We start from the raw sequence: 14,851 nt of genomic DNA on the forward strand, positions 1-14,851 counted from the left end.
AGTGTTATTACTTCACTATAGCTTTTCCATATGACTCATCTATTACATTAGTGAAGTATTCCAGCTCTCTATACCCTTCATGTTTGATTTTACCATTCTCTACATATGATTTGTCATCGTTAAGCTTGATGATGAATACAGGAGTAGCTGTGATATCAAGTTTATTAATTGCAAGTGATTTATCATTTATAATTTTGTCCATCATCTTTTTATCATTAATGCATTGGTTAAATACATCTTGCTTCAAATTGCTTAGTGCAGCAATTTTTTGTAGTATAGTTAAATCACTAAAATTAGAGTAGTTCCACGAGTCTATTGCATTAAACACAGCTTTGTTAAAATTAAAATAGTCTTCTTCTTTTTCATAGCAATAACTTAGCATTGCAGCTTTTAATCCTCTGTAATCTAGAGGAAAATGACGGAATATGTATAACATCTTACCTGTATCTATGTACTTCTCTTTGATTTTAGGAAAAACTTTCTTATGAAAAAGAGAACAGTGATAACAAGTGAGCGAGGCGTATTCTATCATTAAAATTGGTGCTTTTCGATCTCCTAATAATTTATCATCAGGCAATAGCAACAGTAGTTCTTTTGGTGTTATTTCATCAGTTTTTTGAGTGTTGGGTAAGTTTTGTTCAATAGCTGCATAAGAACTAACACTTATAAAAATAAGCAAGAACAATAATCTAAAAATCATTACAATGGAAATACTGAACTTATTAAAAAATTTATGCATTTATATAAATAATGTCAAGATAACTTTTGCTTAGCAAGACTTTCTACTCTGTCTTTAAATGCAGTAATTATTTTATTTTGTGCATATTTATACACCGAGTTTAATAAAGTAGAAAACAAATTGGATTTAAACTCAAACTCTATATAGAACTCTACCATAGTTTTATTTTTGCTCATAGGAGTGAATTTCCATTCATTGTATAAATGTTTAAATATTCCATTTGATGACACAGCTTTTATCCAGCTTTCATTTATTCCATTTGGAGAAAGAAAGGTCACTTCTGATGTATAACTTCCTTTAATGCCATGAAAAGCTGCAAGGAGGTCCACAATCATTTGGCTATCAGTTTTTTCTTTTATATAAACAGCTTTGCACCAAGGAACAAAATCAGGATACTTCTCAACGTCAATTACAACTTGAAACACCCTATGAGATGAACAGAAAAAAATACCTTTTTCTTTATATTGGTGAAGCATAAAACTGAACAATAAAAATGGGATCCATATCTACCGTCAGTCTTAGTAGATTCCTGAGACCTAAAGTTAAGGTGGGTATCACATACTAATTTCAATGAAATTAACAGAGGCAATCCCCTTGATCAGAAATTATCGCTCGGGAAATTTAACTTAACTCATAACGCATAGCACAGACCCCTAAATTAATTATAGATTATTTATATAGAGTATGTCTATAGATATATTAAAACTAGCGATCATTATTTTGCCTTTGTTAAATTTTGCATTTTAAGTATCATAGCTAATAAATATATCTTATGAATGTTATTAAGTTCTTAACCATTTTTATTGTAATCTCCTCAAGTGCTTATGCGAGTTGTATAGGGCACAAAACTTTTGTGCTTGCCATGAAGCAGCAAGTAGACAACACGTCTATGAAAGGGAATAGAAAAAATTCAGAACATGTACAAGAAGAACTTCTGAAAATTATTCAGAATAATGTTAACCTCAAAGGAATATCTCGATTTGTCATAGGGAAATATTGGAATTTATCTACTCAGAAAGAAAAAGAAGAGTTTCTAAAAGAATATGAAGTATATCTCGCGCGTTTGTGCGCTAAAATTTTGTATCAATACATAAATAATAGTGAAATGATCATAATGAGTACAAAAGCAGTTGACGATGAAACTTGTCTGATAGGAACAAGATTTTCTTATGGTGATGAGGAATTTACAAATATTGACTTTAAAGTTACTAAAAGTGACAGTTCTTTCTTAATAAACGATGTTGTAATGAGTGGAATAAGTATTTCTATTAATCAACGTTCTCAATTTAGTGAAAAGATCGACACGAATGGCATGGCAAGTGTAATAGATGAATTAAAACGTAACAATAATTTATGATATACATGCCTCATTGGCCTAAGCCGATTGGCAATAGGCCAAAGGATTTTTCTCTTGATCGCATAAAAAGTTTTCTAAATAAACTGGGTAATCCCGAGAAAAAAATACCGCCAATAATTCACATAGCTGGCACTAATGGCAAAGGATCAACACTATCCTTTATAAGATATATAATGCAAGCAGCAGGGTATAAAGTTCATACGTACACTTCTCCACATTTAGTGAATTTTAATGAGAGAATAGTTGTTGCAGGCAATGATATCGATGATAGTGAATTACATAACTCACTGGAAGAATGCCGTATAGCAGTCGCAGAACAACCCATCACTCTATTTGAAGCCGCAACGACTGCAGCCTTCTTAGCTTTTTCTCGTCATAAAGCTGATATTACTTTAGTTGAAGTGGGTCTGGGTGGAAGGCTTGATGCAACAAATGTTATAGATAATCCGATTCTAACGATCATCACTTCCATTGCACTTGACCATACAGAATATCTTGGTCCTACCGTAGAAACCATAGCGGGTGAAAAGGCTGGAATAATGAAACCTAATGTTCCTTGCGTAATAGCACCACAAGAAAAATCTATAATGAACACGCTAGAACAACACGCAATAAACAAAAAATCTCCCTTATATAGAGGAGGATTTGAGTGGAATTGCGAAAAACAGAATAACAGAATAGTCTTTCAATCGACTATTCAATCAATAGAATTTTCTTTGCCATCTTTAAAAGGAGATCATCAAATAATCAATGCAGGAAACGCAATTGCAGCATGTAGCATTTTAAGTGGGAAGTATGGATTTAATATTGGAGAAGAGGACATTGCTTCAGGTTTAAAGCGCACTTATTGGCCTGCGCGGCTAGAGTCTATAAAAGAAGGTAATTTAATTTCTTTATTACCAAAAGATTGGCAATTATTTCTAGATGGCGCGCACAACAATGATGGTGCCAGAGTGTTAGCTAAGTGGGTAAGAGACAATTTTGCTGAAGGTATCTATATGATCTTTGGTGTTACTCGTAACAGAAACGTCGCAGAGTTCTTAGAGCACTTAAAGCCATATATCAAACTACTATGCGCGATTTGTGTTAAATCTGAACCTAAAGCAACAAGTACAGATTTAATTAGAGAAGGAGCTCATAATATAGGAATCAATGCTATCGAATGTGAATCAATCAGAGATGCTATATCAAATCACATACTAAAAGCTTCTATACAAAACGTCAAAACCATACTAATCTGTGGCTCGTTATTTCTAGCTAGAGATTTGAGTATGGAGAATAGCTATCAATTAATCCAAGAACAATAAATGCACTGCACAACTTGCTCTCTTCCATGAGCGTGAACACTATCGGGATTTATGGTACTATCTGGCAGTGGATCACTACCTTTAAATTGCTCCTCTGCTTCTTTATTGCCTGGATTTTTATCTGGGTGATATTTTAGCGATAATTCACGATATTGTTTACTAAAATTTTTCTTAATATTCTCAATATCAGAATTTACCACATCCTCCTTTTGAATATTAAATGTTAAAAACAACTGCTTTAAAGCGTGGTACTCATTTTCATTCAAAACATTTCTAGCCATATCCCCACCTAATAAATTAACTAACTATTAATACTTTATAATATATAAATTTCCAAATTATGTAAATTCTTTCATTCATGCTTATTGTATGAATTATTTCTTTCACGACGACCATGACAAGTGTATGAAAGTTATCATTTAGTGCATAATAGTGCTTCAATGTTTAGGGTTACAGTTTTCATTGGTCATTTGAGTAACTCAAATCCGATTAATGCCAGTTCTATCTATCTTGTCACTTAAGTAGCCTCTATTTCAGCACAGGAATCTACTTTATAGTGATGTCATTCAAATATCTGACATTGATTCCTTTATGATGCTGTCATCCCAGTGCTAGACACTGGGATCTAGTTAAATTTACGAGTATAAAAGTAATCAATGTTTTGATGATTATGAAAAAGCTGGATTCCAGTGACCATCTACTATATAAATAGTACCTTCAAAAATAAACGTTAGTGCGGTTGTGTGTCCCATGCTGGCTCTCTAAAATTACTTTAGCTACAAATATTAAGAAATTTACTAAATAAAAAAAGACAAAAGAACCCCCGTATAGCGAGTTTTGACCCTATAATAATTTAAATTGGTGTTGTAATAATGTGCTAACGCTTATTTTAAGCGCGATTTGGCTGAATGTAGAAAAAATAAAAAGACATGCAGCCGCTATAATTTTTATGTAATTTGCCAATAAATATTTGAGTTTTTTACTGAATTTTGCTGTTAAATCCGCGGAGATTAAAAACAAGGATAAATACTCTTGCTATCATAGTAAGGGGGATGGCGTAATTTGTCAAGTTAAATAAGCTAAGTTATTAACATGTAATAATTAGGCAGCTATTGCAGATTGAATGTTCAAATGATCACTAACTTTGAGGTTTTGGTTTCATCTATTTGCGGCTGACTAATCATAGTTCGAATGAAATTGGTTGCCATAAAGGTACAGCCTAGAATAAAAAAAGCAGTAGAAATGAAAGGAATAATAGGAGATTCGAGAGGCAATATATATATTATTCCTCCTATTAAAAATGAAACGCTAGATGCAATATCAAGACAGATCTTCATTAGTTTCTCTTGCCGAGGAACGAGTTGCTTATTAAGGTCACGCTGCTTGAAATGATCAGTTAATGACCATACATTTAAGACAAGAGAAAGTGCACTTAGTATAGTGCTGGCAATAGTAAAATACAAGCTTAAGGCAGAAATATTCAAAGCTAATGCTGCTATGTACCCACTCAAAGAAGCAATAGATAATGCAGTAACTAAGCGTTTTGAATAAGTTCTTATTTTCTTTCTGTAAACAAGCCTCTCTTTGTCGCAACTCATAAACTTAAGTATAGTAAATATGTTATATTATAGCATTAATTAACTCAAAAATCAATATAGAGTGCCCGAGAAAAGACTTGAACTTCCACAACTTAAAAAGTTACTAGCACCTGAAGCTAGCGCGTCTACCAATTCCGCCACCCGGGCTTTTTGTGATTTACTATGTTAAAATAAAATAATATACTCAAATAGTTTTTAACTTAAAGGTAATGCCAAATCTAGATCAAATATTTTTTGCTCAGAACAATGTTAATATTAATAATGTATATAAAATAGTCAACAACGCTTTGAACAATAGTGATGGTGGTGAGCTATTTTTAGAGTTTTGCCAATCAGAATCCCTAGTTTTTGATGATAATATATTAAAACATATGGATTTAAATATCAGAAGAGGATTTGGTCTAAGGTCTTTTTGTGAAGATAGTACGTCTTTTGTTTGCTCTTCTGAGATTAGCGAAAAAGAAATTACTAAAGCTGCTTCCATGGTAAAAAGTTCAGCATCTTTAAGCAAAACGAATTCAGTAAACTTAAATGAGGAGGCAAAAAGCCTGTATTCAACGATTAATCCCATAAATGAAATGGACCTGAGCTCAAAGATTAAACTACTTAATGAGGTTAATGAGTATGTAAGGTCGAAGAATAATTGCGTGAAGCAGGTAAAAATAACTCTAAATGGAGAATGGCAAGTTGTACAAATAATAAAAGATGATCACAGGTTAAGCGATATTAGGCCTTTGGTACGTTTTAATGTACTAGTCATCGTAGAGAAAAATGGCCGAGCTGAGAGAGGCTCTGCAGGGCACGGTGGAAGAGACTCTTATAGTAAATTTGTTTCTGAGAAGAAGTGGAAAGAAGTTGCAAATCAAGCGTTAGAGCAAGCGCTAGTAAATCTTGAGGCAATTCCAGCTCCGGCTGGAGAGATGACAGTTGTTTTAGGTTCAGGTTGGCCAGGAATATTATTGCATGAAGCTGTAGGTCATGGACTTGAAGGTGATTTTAACCGTAAAGGAATCTCGGCATTTTCAAATTCTATGGGTAAACAAGTGGCAGCCAGTAACATTACTGTAATTGATGATGGAACTCTACCTAATTTGCGTGGTTCTATTAGCATAGACGATGAGGGTACTTTACCTGGCTATAATGTGCTTATAGAAGATGGAATTCTAAAAGGATATATGCAAGATCATATGAACGCTAAACTTATGGGTGTAAATCCAACTGGTAATGGTAGAAGAGAAAGTTACAAAGAAGTTACTATGCCACGCATGACAAACACCTATATGTTGCCAGGAAAATATACACCAGAAGAAATAATATCCAGTGTAAAGAGAGGCCTATATGCAGTAAATTTTGGTGGTGGACAAGTTGATATAACATCAGGAAAATTTGTTTTCTCATCTTCGGAAGCTTACCTAATAAAAAATGGTAAAATTACACAACCAGTCAAAGGAGCAACGCTAATTGGTGATGGGCCAACAGTGCTAAAAAAAGTATCAATGATTGGTAATGATCTAAAGTTAGATCCTGGTGTTGGCACGTGCTCAAAAGACGGACAAAATGTTCCTGTTGGAGTTGGTCAGCCAACACTCAAGGTCGATGCAATAACTGTTGGTGGAACTGAATATGTAGATAAGGGCTAAGCGAACTCAGCTCATACTGTACAATTGTACAAATATTGTAACCATTATTCAAGTAGCTCATATAGATGCAAAAACTACTTAACAAATCTCTCTGCCTTCCTTGCCATAACGTGTATAACAATCTCACAAAAAATAATATCATAGAATTCAATAGGTGGTCTTTAAAAAATCCTTAAGGAAAGTAAAATACTGTTTAAATAGGCCGATATAGATGGTTTTACGATATAATAAAATTATTATAAACAAGAACTTATAAACTCTAGCAAATGAATTTGTGAGTTTAGTGGTGTTAGGAATACCTGGCTCTTTTATGTGGATTGACATTCTCAATAACCTGCTCTAGAGATAGATTATATAATTTTGACAAGGTTCTTGGCATGTGATATTTTTCTCGAATATAGGGAATGGTATAAATGACTTTATATCTATATCCAGCTCTAGGGGAAGATCTTCAATGTTTACGTCCATCCCTGATAAAGGATATTCTATGTCCATGTGCAGCTTTGGAGGATAGTTCTACTTTGAAGATTTCTTTCACTTTTACTATTGCGACTCCCGATTCCATTGAAATCACTCTTTCCCTTAATTCATATTGATATGGTGACTCCATTTATTCCCTCACTTTCAGCTTTTTCTTGCTTTACCATATCTCTTCCCCTCTTGTCTCTATCTTTATGTATTAAGCTATATAACTCAAAATCTTGATAAAATGCAGAAAAGTTTTTTTAATTTCAGCTCCATCCTCGAAGAGTTAGAAAATAACTTTAAGCAAGTTAGTCAGAATTTTTCTGACGCAAAGGAACAAGTTTTAAATTTAGCTGTCAACTCTGAAGATTTGGCAGGCAAGTTTCTTAATTATCACCCGAATATGTGCATAGTATAAAATTAGCTTGATAGACTTCAAGAGCTTTGCCTATGAAGTCAGTGTGCTTCTTGAAATGGAATATACTTTTATTACTTTAATTATAAAAACCCGTTAAGCCTTCTTGCCAATTACTACAATATTTTCACTTGGAAAAAAGTAGTCAGGTATAGCCATGTTTTTTGGTGCAGGACCGCCAATTACTCGGCCTGATGTGTCATAATATGAACCGTGACAAGGGCAGAACCAACCGTTGCCGTCTTTTGTAGCGTGATCAACTGGTACACATCCAAGATGGGTGCATATTCCAATCATAATTAACCATTCATCTTTGCCTTTGTATACTCTTTTTTCATCTGATTCAGGATCTCTCAAATTTTCTGCATTTATGGCTCTTGCAGCCTCAATCTCTTGTTTTGTGCGCTTGCGGATAAATACTGGCTTACCTTGCCATTTTACCTTTTTTCCTTGTCCTTCTTGAATATCAGATAGATTAACCTCAACCGTAGACATCGCTAAAACCTCAGCAGAAGGATTCATAGACTTAACCAATGGCCAAAGACCGCTTGCAGCTCCTATACCTGCCATGGCACACGTAGTTAATGTGATAAAATCTCTTCTACTCTTATTTTTGGCAAAATCTTTAACAAGAGATGTTTTTTTATTCTTCTCATTCGTTAATGATTTTTTATTTTTAGTTAACTTCTTATCCATCAATCTCTACTTGAACATAGACATATATTTTAATTTAAATACTATAGATTAATCAATAGAAATTTGCACTATTTGCTTAACCTTTGCTATACAGTTAAGAAGAAACAGAGTTTTCAATTTCGGAAATACTATCTTCAGTGGAATCAGGATCCTCAATTTTCGCTACTGACACCACCTTCTCTCTACTCTCTGTTTTAAACAGAGTGACTCCTTGAGTGCTACGTCCTGCAATTCTGATATCATTTACTGAAATACGAATTAACTTTCCTTTATCTGTAATAAGCATGATATTATCACCCTGTTCAACTGGAAAGCTAGCAACAACATTACCGTTTCTGTCGGTAGTAAGGATATTTGTAATACCAACACCACCTCTATTTGTTACCCTATACTCGTACGCAGAAGTTCTTTTACCAAAGCCATTTTCAGTAATAGTTAATATGAACTCCTCATTCATTGCAAGTTTTAAGAACAGTTTGTTATCTATTCCTAAATCATTCAAAGTTTTTTCTAATTTAGAATCAATTGAGTTGTTGGTTACAGCTTCCATCCTTTTTGCAAGCGGAACTCTTAAGTAAAGCTCTTTTGTTTCTGTTGCAATACCTATGCCGTTTAGTATGGTCATGGATATCACACTGTCATTTTTTGCAAGTTTGATACCTCTTACGCCATCTGAATTACGACTCTTAAATTGACGCACATCGCTTACAACAAATCTGATGCTTTTTCCAAGTGTTGTTGAAAGTAGAACATGATCAATTTCGCTACATACTTTAACTGATATTAACTTATTCCCTTCGTCGAGCTTTATTGCTATTTTTCCATTGCTTGGAATATAGTGAAAATCCGCTAAGGAGTTACGCCTTATGTTCCCATGAGCAGTAACAAAAACTATATTTTGATTTTCGTCATTCTCACTTGGAAGCGGCATAATGTTAGTTATTGTTTCACCATCGCTAAGCGGAAATATATTAACAAGTGCTCTTCCACGTGCAGTTGGTTCTGCAAGAGGCAGTTTATAAACCTTTAATCTGTAAACTCGACCAGTATTAGAAAAGAATAAAAGACTAGTGTGGGTATTTCCAACAAATAATTTTGTAATTACGTCCTCCTCTTTTAATCCCTGTCCTAGCTTTCCCTTTCCACCACGATGCTGGGTTTTATAATGAGAGAGTTTCACACGTTTGATGTAACCATTCATAGTTACGGTTACTACCATATCCTCTTGTGGAATTAGATCTTCAGCTTCGATGTCCATATCTGATTCTTCTATTGAAGTTTTTCGCGGCACAGTAAATCTGTTCTTTATTTCTTGTAGATTGTTTTTTATTTCTTTCATCAACTTCTCTACTGAACCAAGAAAAGCGATATATTCTTTTATCAGGTTAATCATTGAACTTAGCTCAGCTTCTAATTTGTCTTTTTCAAGGCCTGTTAAACGTTGCAATTTCATGTCAAGAATAGCTTTCGTTTGCAGCTCAGTTAATCTATACACTCCGTCTTTCAAAAAGCTCGTGCTGTCTGAGATTAATCCAATAATTGTGCTTATCTCAGCTGAAGTTTTCCATTCTTTATTTAAAAGTTCTCTACTTGCTTCCGCAGGATCTTTTGCACCACGGATGATTTTTATCACTTCATCTATGCTCAAGACCGCAATGTAGAGCCCTATATATATATGAGCTTTTTCCCTCGTTTTTCTTAGACGAAACTCTGTTCTCCTGATTAATACTTCTTTTCTAAAATCAATAAAAGCAGCTATAATTTCTTTCAACGACATCAAAGCAGGCCTGTTGTTGTTGAGGACTAAAGTGTTAACACTAAAACTACTTCTTAGTGGAGTTAGTCCCAATATTTGATTAAGTATAAAACTTGCTTCAGCATTTCTTCTAAGGTCAATTACTACCCTAATACCAGACTTATCAGATTCATCCCTAATTTCTGTTATGCCATCAATTCTTTTTTCTTTTACAAGCTCACCTATCTTCTCAATTAATTTTACTTTATTTACCTGGTAAGGTATTTCATCAATCACTATTGCTTGCCTATCTTGTGGCAGGTCTTCCATGTGAGTCTTGCCTTGCACAACAATTAATCCACGACCCGTTGCAAATGCTGATCTTATTCCAGACCTTCCAAAAATCGTTCCCCCAGTTGGGAAATCCGGTCCTGGCATCACTTCAAGTAACTCATCCAAAGTAACTTCAGGATTATCTATATATAACATACAAGCATCTATTATTTCTCCAAGGTTGTGAGAAGGAATATTGGTTGCCATACCAACTGCAACACCGCTTGCACCATTTACCAATAGATTCGGAAATTCTGCAGGCAGTACAACAGGCTCTGTTTCATTTCCATCATAGTTTGGCCTAAAATCAACTGTATCTTCGTCAATATCATTTAGTAAAAAATGCGACACTCTGTGGAGCCTTGCTTCTGTATATCGCATTGAAGCTGGCGGATCTCCATCTATCGAACCAAAGTTACCTTGCCCATCAATAAGTGGTAAAAGAAGAGAAAAATCTTGAGCCATCCTGACCAAGGAGTCATAGATAGCCATGTCACCATGTGGGTGATATTTTCCCATTACATCCCCGACTATACGAGCTGCTTTTTTATACGGTTTACCGGCATCGAACCCAGCCCTCGACATTGCGTATAATATGCGCCTATGAACAGGTTTAAATCCATCTCGCACATCAGGTATAGCTCGACTTATGATCACACTCATTGCGTAGGAGAGATAAGAATCCTCTAGCTCTTTCACTATTGAAACTGGTGCTATGTTGTCTTGCATTTTCTATACTTTGATTGAAATAATTGTAATATTAATATTCAACTAGGCTAATGGGCAATGACAGACTTGAACTGCCGACCTCCTCGGTGTAAACGAGATGCTCTACCAGCTGAGCTAATTGCCCCTCTAGATATAATTCTATAGTTCAATGTTGTTGTTGTAAACAAAAATAGCGATACAAGCAACTCTTATGGAATCGCTGGGTGCGCACTATGGAGTTGTATAAATTTTAGTCTTGCTGCTACCTTGTATAAAGGTATTCTTTCACTTGCATTTTTTGACATGTTCAACAACTTTGAATAACATGCTGTGGCATTTTTAAAATCTGAGAGCTTATCTAGAATAACAGCTAAATTATAGGTATAAAAAATATTGTTTTGATCTAAAGAAATTGCTGCTTTCATATATTCTTTAGCTTTTACGTAATCCCCTTTTTTCATATAGATCAAACCTAAATTTGCTGATAAAGGGGCGCTATTTCTGAGTGTATCATACAATTTCAACATTTCACTCAATGCTAAATTAGGATCATATTGTGAGATTATCGTCAGAAAATTCTTTAATACATAAGGGTTGCTAGGATATTCTTTTAACAGTCTTGTGTAAATCTCTACAGCTTTTTTAAATTCTTTGTTAGCGTAATAGATACTCCCTAGTCCAATTAAAGCACTTTCATGATAAGGAAATTTTGCGATAATCTGATTGAGGAGAGAAGTAGCTGTTTCACTATCTCCTAACTCAAAGGAATCTTTTGCTTTTTTTAAAATAGAGTATATGTCAAAATTCTTGCCAGAATTCTGCGAAATTTTGATATTAAATTTGTCACTTTTTCTCTCGAGAACATCAAGATCTTTATATTTTTTATCAGCTTTTATATGCTTGACAACACTATCAAAGACCTTCTGTATCTCCAAATTTTCACTAGCATAGGTAACAGAAGACCTCCATAAAATCACAACGCAAATTAACATGCAGACAAACATAGATCCTAGTGTTATGGCATTGGCTGCAGCACGTAACCAGTAAATCTTATTTCTTTGAACTATACGCAACACATTACAAATTCATAAATGCTAAATTACTTATCTAATATAATAATAAAGATATTATTAATTGGCAGATACTATTTAGAATGAGTTAAAAGAGCACTTCTACACATTCCATATGGTTGCCAATTACACTCCTCACATGCGTAGTCAAATTTCTCTAAAGACATTTTCTTTCTAATTCTTTTTACTGCTTCATTCCAGGTCAAAATCTCGCCAATTTTTATTCCTAAAATTTCCATATGCCTTCTATCTAGCTCTAAAACTTTAGCCTGTGTGGTACATTTACCTTGTTTAGTCTGGTTTGGGCAAACACTACAAATAGCGTCAAGATTATCAACTACTTCGATTTTAGTATTAGGATCACTAATTACTTTACTTGCTATCTTTTTGTAATTTTCTACAAAGCTCTGAGAATATCCATACCCTTGAAATGTAAGAGTGCACATAAAATGATGAGGACGAAACCTTATCATTTTTTCAAATACTGCAAAGCTGCTACAAGTAGAAAAATTTTTACCAAACCAGGAAGGATGAATGGTAAAACACCTACCATTATTGCTTGTTTCAGACCCACGTAAATAGCAAGCCAACTAATACCACAAATAAAGATTACGACTGTACCCGCCAGACAACTTAAAGAATTACACATAAATGATTTATATTTAGAGTTCAGTAATTCATTTACTCTGCTCATTACTACAACAGCAACTAAACAGCCAATCAAATATCCACCTGTTGGCCCGAGAAAAATATGATGACCACCAGAAAAATTCGCAAAAACAGGAAATCCTGCTGCACCAAGTGATAGATATGTAAGCACAGAATAGAATGCTGTTCTGCGGTTAAATTTAAGCCCAACAAGCATTAATCCTAAAGTTTGCAATGTGATAGGCACAGGCTTCAATGGTATGCTTATTTGAGCCATCAAGAATAAAAGTAAAACGCAAGACAATATTTCAGCCAGTGTTGACCTACTGCTTGATTGTGTTATAAACATATCTTCCCAATAAAAATAACTTACTAGATGTAATATATGTGTATAAGAGGTTTTGCAATTTAAATTTTGCTTATATTGCGCTACAATGAATTATTTATGCACTATTTAAAAATGATGAGTAAACAAGATCTATTATCGTTGATGAAAGCAAGACACAGCGGACGTTCATACGATCCTACAAGAGCAATATCTCAGAAAGAAATGGATATTTTAATAGAAGCTGTAAGGCTAACACCCTCGTGTTTTGGTGATGAACCTTGGCGATATGTGATATGCAACAAACAGAACAATCAAAGCGCATGGAAAAAATTGCTCGGTTGCCTTGATGAATCTAATCAAAAGTGGGCAAAAGATGCACAAATACTAATTATATCTCTAAGCGCTAAGAACTTCCGTAAACAAGGTAAAGGAGAAAATTTTTGGGCTAAGCATGATACTGGTGCAGCAAATTATGCACTTATGCTGCAGGCTGCAGCTATGAACTTAATGGCACATCAGATGGGTGGCTTTGACAAGAAAAAAGTAACAGAAAGTTTTAATATACCTGATGATTTTAACATAATGTCAGTAATAGCAGTTGGTTATGAGGAAGAGGGTGCTGAAGTCAAAGAAAAAAAAAGAAGACCAATAGAAGAAATATTTTTTTATGACGAATGGCCAGCGAGCTGACTTGACCATTCTTCTCTTAATATCTTAAAAACTGGATTATCTGGCAAATAACTTTTTTTCATCCTACCCTCTTCAATTGCTTGCCAATCTTTCCACGGTAATTTCTTACTTCCAAGTTCATAATCCATACCATCCCACATATCTTCTCGAAAGCCATAAACAGCAAAATGCCAATTATATTCATTAAAAATAGAAGTAAGATCTCGAAAATAGTTCTCTAATCCTTTTGAACAGCGATGCCCGCCAAACTCTCCAGCAAGGATCTTATAATCTAGTATATTATACCTCTCTTGGAAAATTTTTACGGGTTCTATGTATGACCTTAACTTACCCTTATTCCAGTACTCTACTTTTTTTTGCATCAAAAGATTGAACATGCCCAGGGTAGGCAAAGTTACCTTGGTTTAATTTTAAGTTTGTATAAGCAAAGGGCTCATATATATGAAATGAATAAAGAACATTTTTATCACTAACTGGTTCAAATTTGTTAAAAGTATTAGAGTCAGCATAACTGCTGCTATCAAGTATTATTGGGGTCTCTGAGTCAACTTGGCGGATACTGTTTACCACGCTGCTATAAAAGCCAAATAGATTCTTCTGAACTTTGCTTTGTTCTACGTTATAAATAGCCGAATCTGCAATATTATAAAGCCTTTCTGGATGTGGTTCATTTAAGATATTATATCCAACAATAGCAGGATGATCTTTAAGCTCTTTCGCAAGATCTTGCCAAAATTTTGCTGCTTGTTTTTGAAAAGCTTGATCTGACCATAAACGTAAATCATCTTTATCGTTATTATTTTGCTTCCATCTAGATCCAGGTAAGCTAAGCATCGTTAACACTACTGGTATTTTTTGTTGATGAAAAGCATCTAAAACATCTTTCAGAACTTTCAGGTCTTTGGAAATCAGGCCCGGATAATTGTCTGCATTGCCTAAGAGGAAGTCACGTTGCGTAGTTTCAAATTTGTCAGGAGCAAGACGAATAAAACCAATTTTGTATTCCTTTGCTGCTTTGATTAAGTCACTATCAACTTTTCTATTGAAAAGGAGAGTAGACCAGTGGAACTTCCCCACCAGTCTCTCGCAAAACTGTACGTAAACCTCTTGATTTATACAGCT

Annotated in this window: 15 protein-coding genes, 2 tRNA genes, 1 other RNA gene and 1 pseudogene; 4 read left to right on the forward strand and 15 right to left on the reverse strand. The window is 34.4% G+C overall.

Translation table 11 applies throughout. From position 1 onward, the window contains the following. Positions 1–7: 7 nt before the first annotated feature. The 3 genes from AAGD63_RS05280 to ssrS form a co-directional block, all read right to left on the reverse strand. Positions 8–739: a thioredoxin domain-containing protein gene (locus AAGD63_RS05280; RefSeq protein WP_341813276.1), complete on the reverse strand. Its 732-nt coding sequence runs from the start codon at positions 737–739 to the stop codon at positions 8–10. A 14-nt stretch (positions 740–753) separates the two neighbouring features. Next, positions 754–1,164, reverse strand: a complete 411-nt coding sequence (locus AAGD63_RS05285) for a type II toxin-antitoxin system RatA family toxin (protein ID WP_264330883.1) — start codon at positions 1,162–1,164, stop codon at positions 754–756. 68 nt (positions 1,165–1,232) lie between these two features. Continuing rightward, positions 1,233–1,394: non-coding RNA, 6S RNA (ssrS, locus tag AAGD63_RS05290), on the reverse strand. 117 nt (positions 1,395–1,511) lie between these two features. Here ssrS and AAGD63_RS05295 point away from each other — a divergent pair. Further along, positions 1,512–2,096, forward strand: a complete 585-nt coding sequence (locus tag AAGD63_RS05295; RefSeq protein ID WP_341813277.1) for an ABC transporter substrate-binding protein — start codon at positions 1,512–1,514, stop codon at positions 2,094–2,096. Beyond that, positions 2,093–3,403 carry a folylpolyglutamate synthase/dihydrofolate synthase family protein gene (locus tag AAGD63_RS05300; RefSeq protein WP_341813278.1) on the forward strand — a complete coding sequence of 437 codons (1,311 nt, stop codon included), beginning with the start codon at positions 2,093–2,095 and terminating at the stop codon, positions 3,401–3,403. The genes AAGD63_RS05295 and AAGD63_RS05300 overlap by 4 nt, the downstream gene beginning before the upstream one ends. 80 nt (positions 3,404–3,483) lie before the next feature. Here AAGD63_RS05300 and AAGD63_RS05305 read toward each other — a convergent pair. The 3 genes and pseudogenes from AAGD63_RS05305 to AAGD63_RS05315 all read right to left on the reverse strand — a co-directional run. Beyond that, positions 3,484–3,684 (reverse strand): annotated as a pseudogene (locus AAGD63_RS05305) (DnaJ domain-containing protein); the annotation flags it as partial. 846 nt (positions 3,685–4,530) lie between these two features. Further along, positions 4,531–5,001, reverse strand: coding sequence for a hypothetical protein (locus AAGD63_RS05310; protein WP_341813279.1), 471 nt, complete (start codon positions 4,999–5,001; stop codon positions 4,531–4,533). Between the two features lie 62 nt (positions 5,002–5,063). Then, a tRNA-Leu gene (locus AAGD63_RS05315) sits at positions 5,064–5,148 on the reverse strand. A 62-nt stretch (positions 5,149–5,210) separates the two neighbouring features. On the opposite strand from AAGD63_RS05315, the gene tldD reads away from it, so the two are divergent. Beyond that, positions 5,211–6,641: a metalloprotease TldD gene (gene tldD, locus AAGD63_RS05320; protein WP_341813280.1), complete on the forward strand. Its 1,431-nt coding sequence runs from the start codon at positions 5,211–5,213 to the stop codon at positions 6,639–6,641. A gap of 451 nt (positions 6,642–7,092) precedes the next feature. Here tldD and AAGD63_RS05325 read toward each other — a convergent pair whose 3' ends face one another. From AAGD63_RS05325 to AAGD63_RS05355, 7 genes are all read right to left on the reverse strand, one after another. Further along, positions 7,093–7,251 carry a hypothetical protein gene (locus AAGD63_RS05325; RefSeq protein ID WP_341813281.1) on the reverse strand — a complete coding sequence of 53 codons (159 nt, stop codon included), beginning with the start codon at positions 7,249–7,251 and terminating at the stop codon, positions 7,093–7,095. Positions 7,252–7,617: 366 nt separating this feature from the next. After that, entirely contained in the window at positions 7,618–8,217 is a 600-nt protein-coding gene (gene petA / locus AAGD63_RS05330) for a ubiquinol-cytochrome c reductase iron-sulfur subunit (RefSeq protein WP_006014178.1), read from the reverse strand. 94 nt (positions 8,218–8,311) lie between these two features. Further along, positions 8,312–11,014 (reverse strand): DNA gyrase subunit A, encoded by a 2,703-nt coding sequence (gene gyrA, locus AAGD63_RS05335; RefSeq protein WP_341813282.1) that lies wholly within the window; start codon positions 11,012–11,014, stop codon positions 8,312–8,314. 51 nt (positions 11,015–11,065) lie between these two features. Beyond that, positions 11,066–11,138: transfer RNA gene (locus AAGD63_RS05340), tRNA-Val, on the reverse strand. A gap of 64 nt (positions 11,139–11,202) precedes the next feature. After that, positions 11,203–12,069 carry a tetratricopeptide repeat protein gene (locus tag AAGD63_RS05345; protein ID WP_341813283.1) on the reverse strand — a complete coding sequence of 289 codons (867 nt, stop codon included), beginning with the start codon at positions 12,067–12,069 and terminating at the stop codon, positions 11,203–11,205. Positions 12,070–12,137: 68 nt separating this feature from the next. After that, the gene (locus AAGD63_RS05350) at positions 12,138–12,536 is read right to left on the reverse strand and encodes a DUF1284 domain-containing protein (RefSeq protein ID WP_341813284.1); all 399 of its coding nucleotides are present in this window, start codon (positions 12,534–12,536) and stop codon (positions 12,138–12,140) included. Next, positions 12,533–13,060 carry a biotin transporter BioY gene (locus tag AAGD63_RS05355; protein WP_341813285.1) on the reverse strand — a complete coding sequence of 176 codons (528 nt, stop codon included), beginning with the start codon at positions 13,058–13,060 and terminating at the stop codon, positions 12,533–12,535. The genes AAGD63_RS05350 and AAGD63_RS05355 overlap by 4 nt, the downstream gene beginning before the upstream one ends. Before the next feature lie 96 nt (positions 13,061–13,156). On the opposite strand from AAGD63_RS05355, the gene AAGD63_RS05360 reads away from it, so the two are divergent. Further along, positions 13,157–13,729, forward strand: coding sequence for a nitroreductase family protein (locus AAGD63_RS05360; protein ID WP_341813286.1), 573 nt, complete (start codon positions 13,157–13,159; stop codon positions 13,727–13,729). On the opposite strand, the gene AAGD63_RS05365 is transcribed toward AAGD63_RS05360, so the two are convergent. Together AAGD63_RS05365 and AAGD63_RS05370 are read right to left on the reverse strand one after the other, a co-directional pair. After that, positions 13,705–14,091, reverse strand: coding sequence for a hypothetical protein (locus AAGD63_RS05365; RefSeq protein ID WP_341813287.1), 387 nt, complete (start codon positions 14,089–14,091; stop codon positions 13,705–13,707). The genes AAGD63_RS05360 and AAGD63_RS05365 overlap by 25 nt on opposite strands. Continuing rightward, positions 14,063–14,806 carry a glycoside hydrolase family 5 protein gene (locus AAGD63_RS05370; RefSeq protein ID WP_341813288.1) on the reverse strand — a complete coding sequence of 248 codons (744 nt, stop codon included), beginning with the start codon at positions 14,804–14,806 and terminating at the stop codon, positions 14,063–14,065. Before AAGD63_RS05370 ends, AAGD63_RS05365 begins: the two co-directional genes overlap by 29 nt. Positions 14,807–14,851 lie beyond the last annotated feature (45 nt).

Source organism: Wolbachia endosymbiont (group B) of Germaria angustata, from assembly GCF_964026725.1.
In the GTDB taxonomy this organism is placed as follows: domain Bacteria; phylum Pseudomonadota; class Alphaproteobacteria; order Rickettsiales; family Anaplasmataceae; genus Wolbachia; species Wolbachia pipientis_C.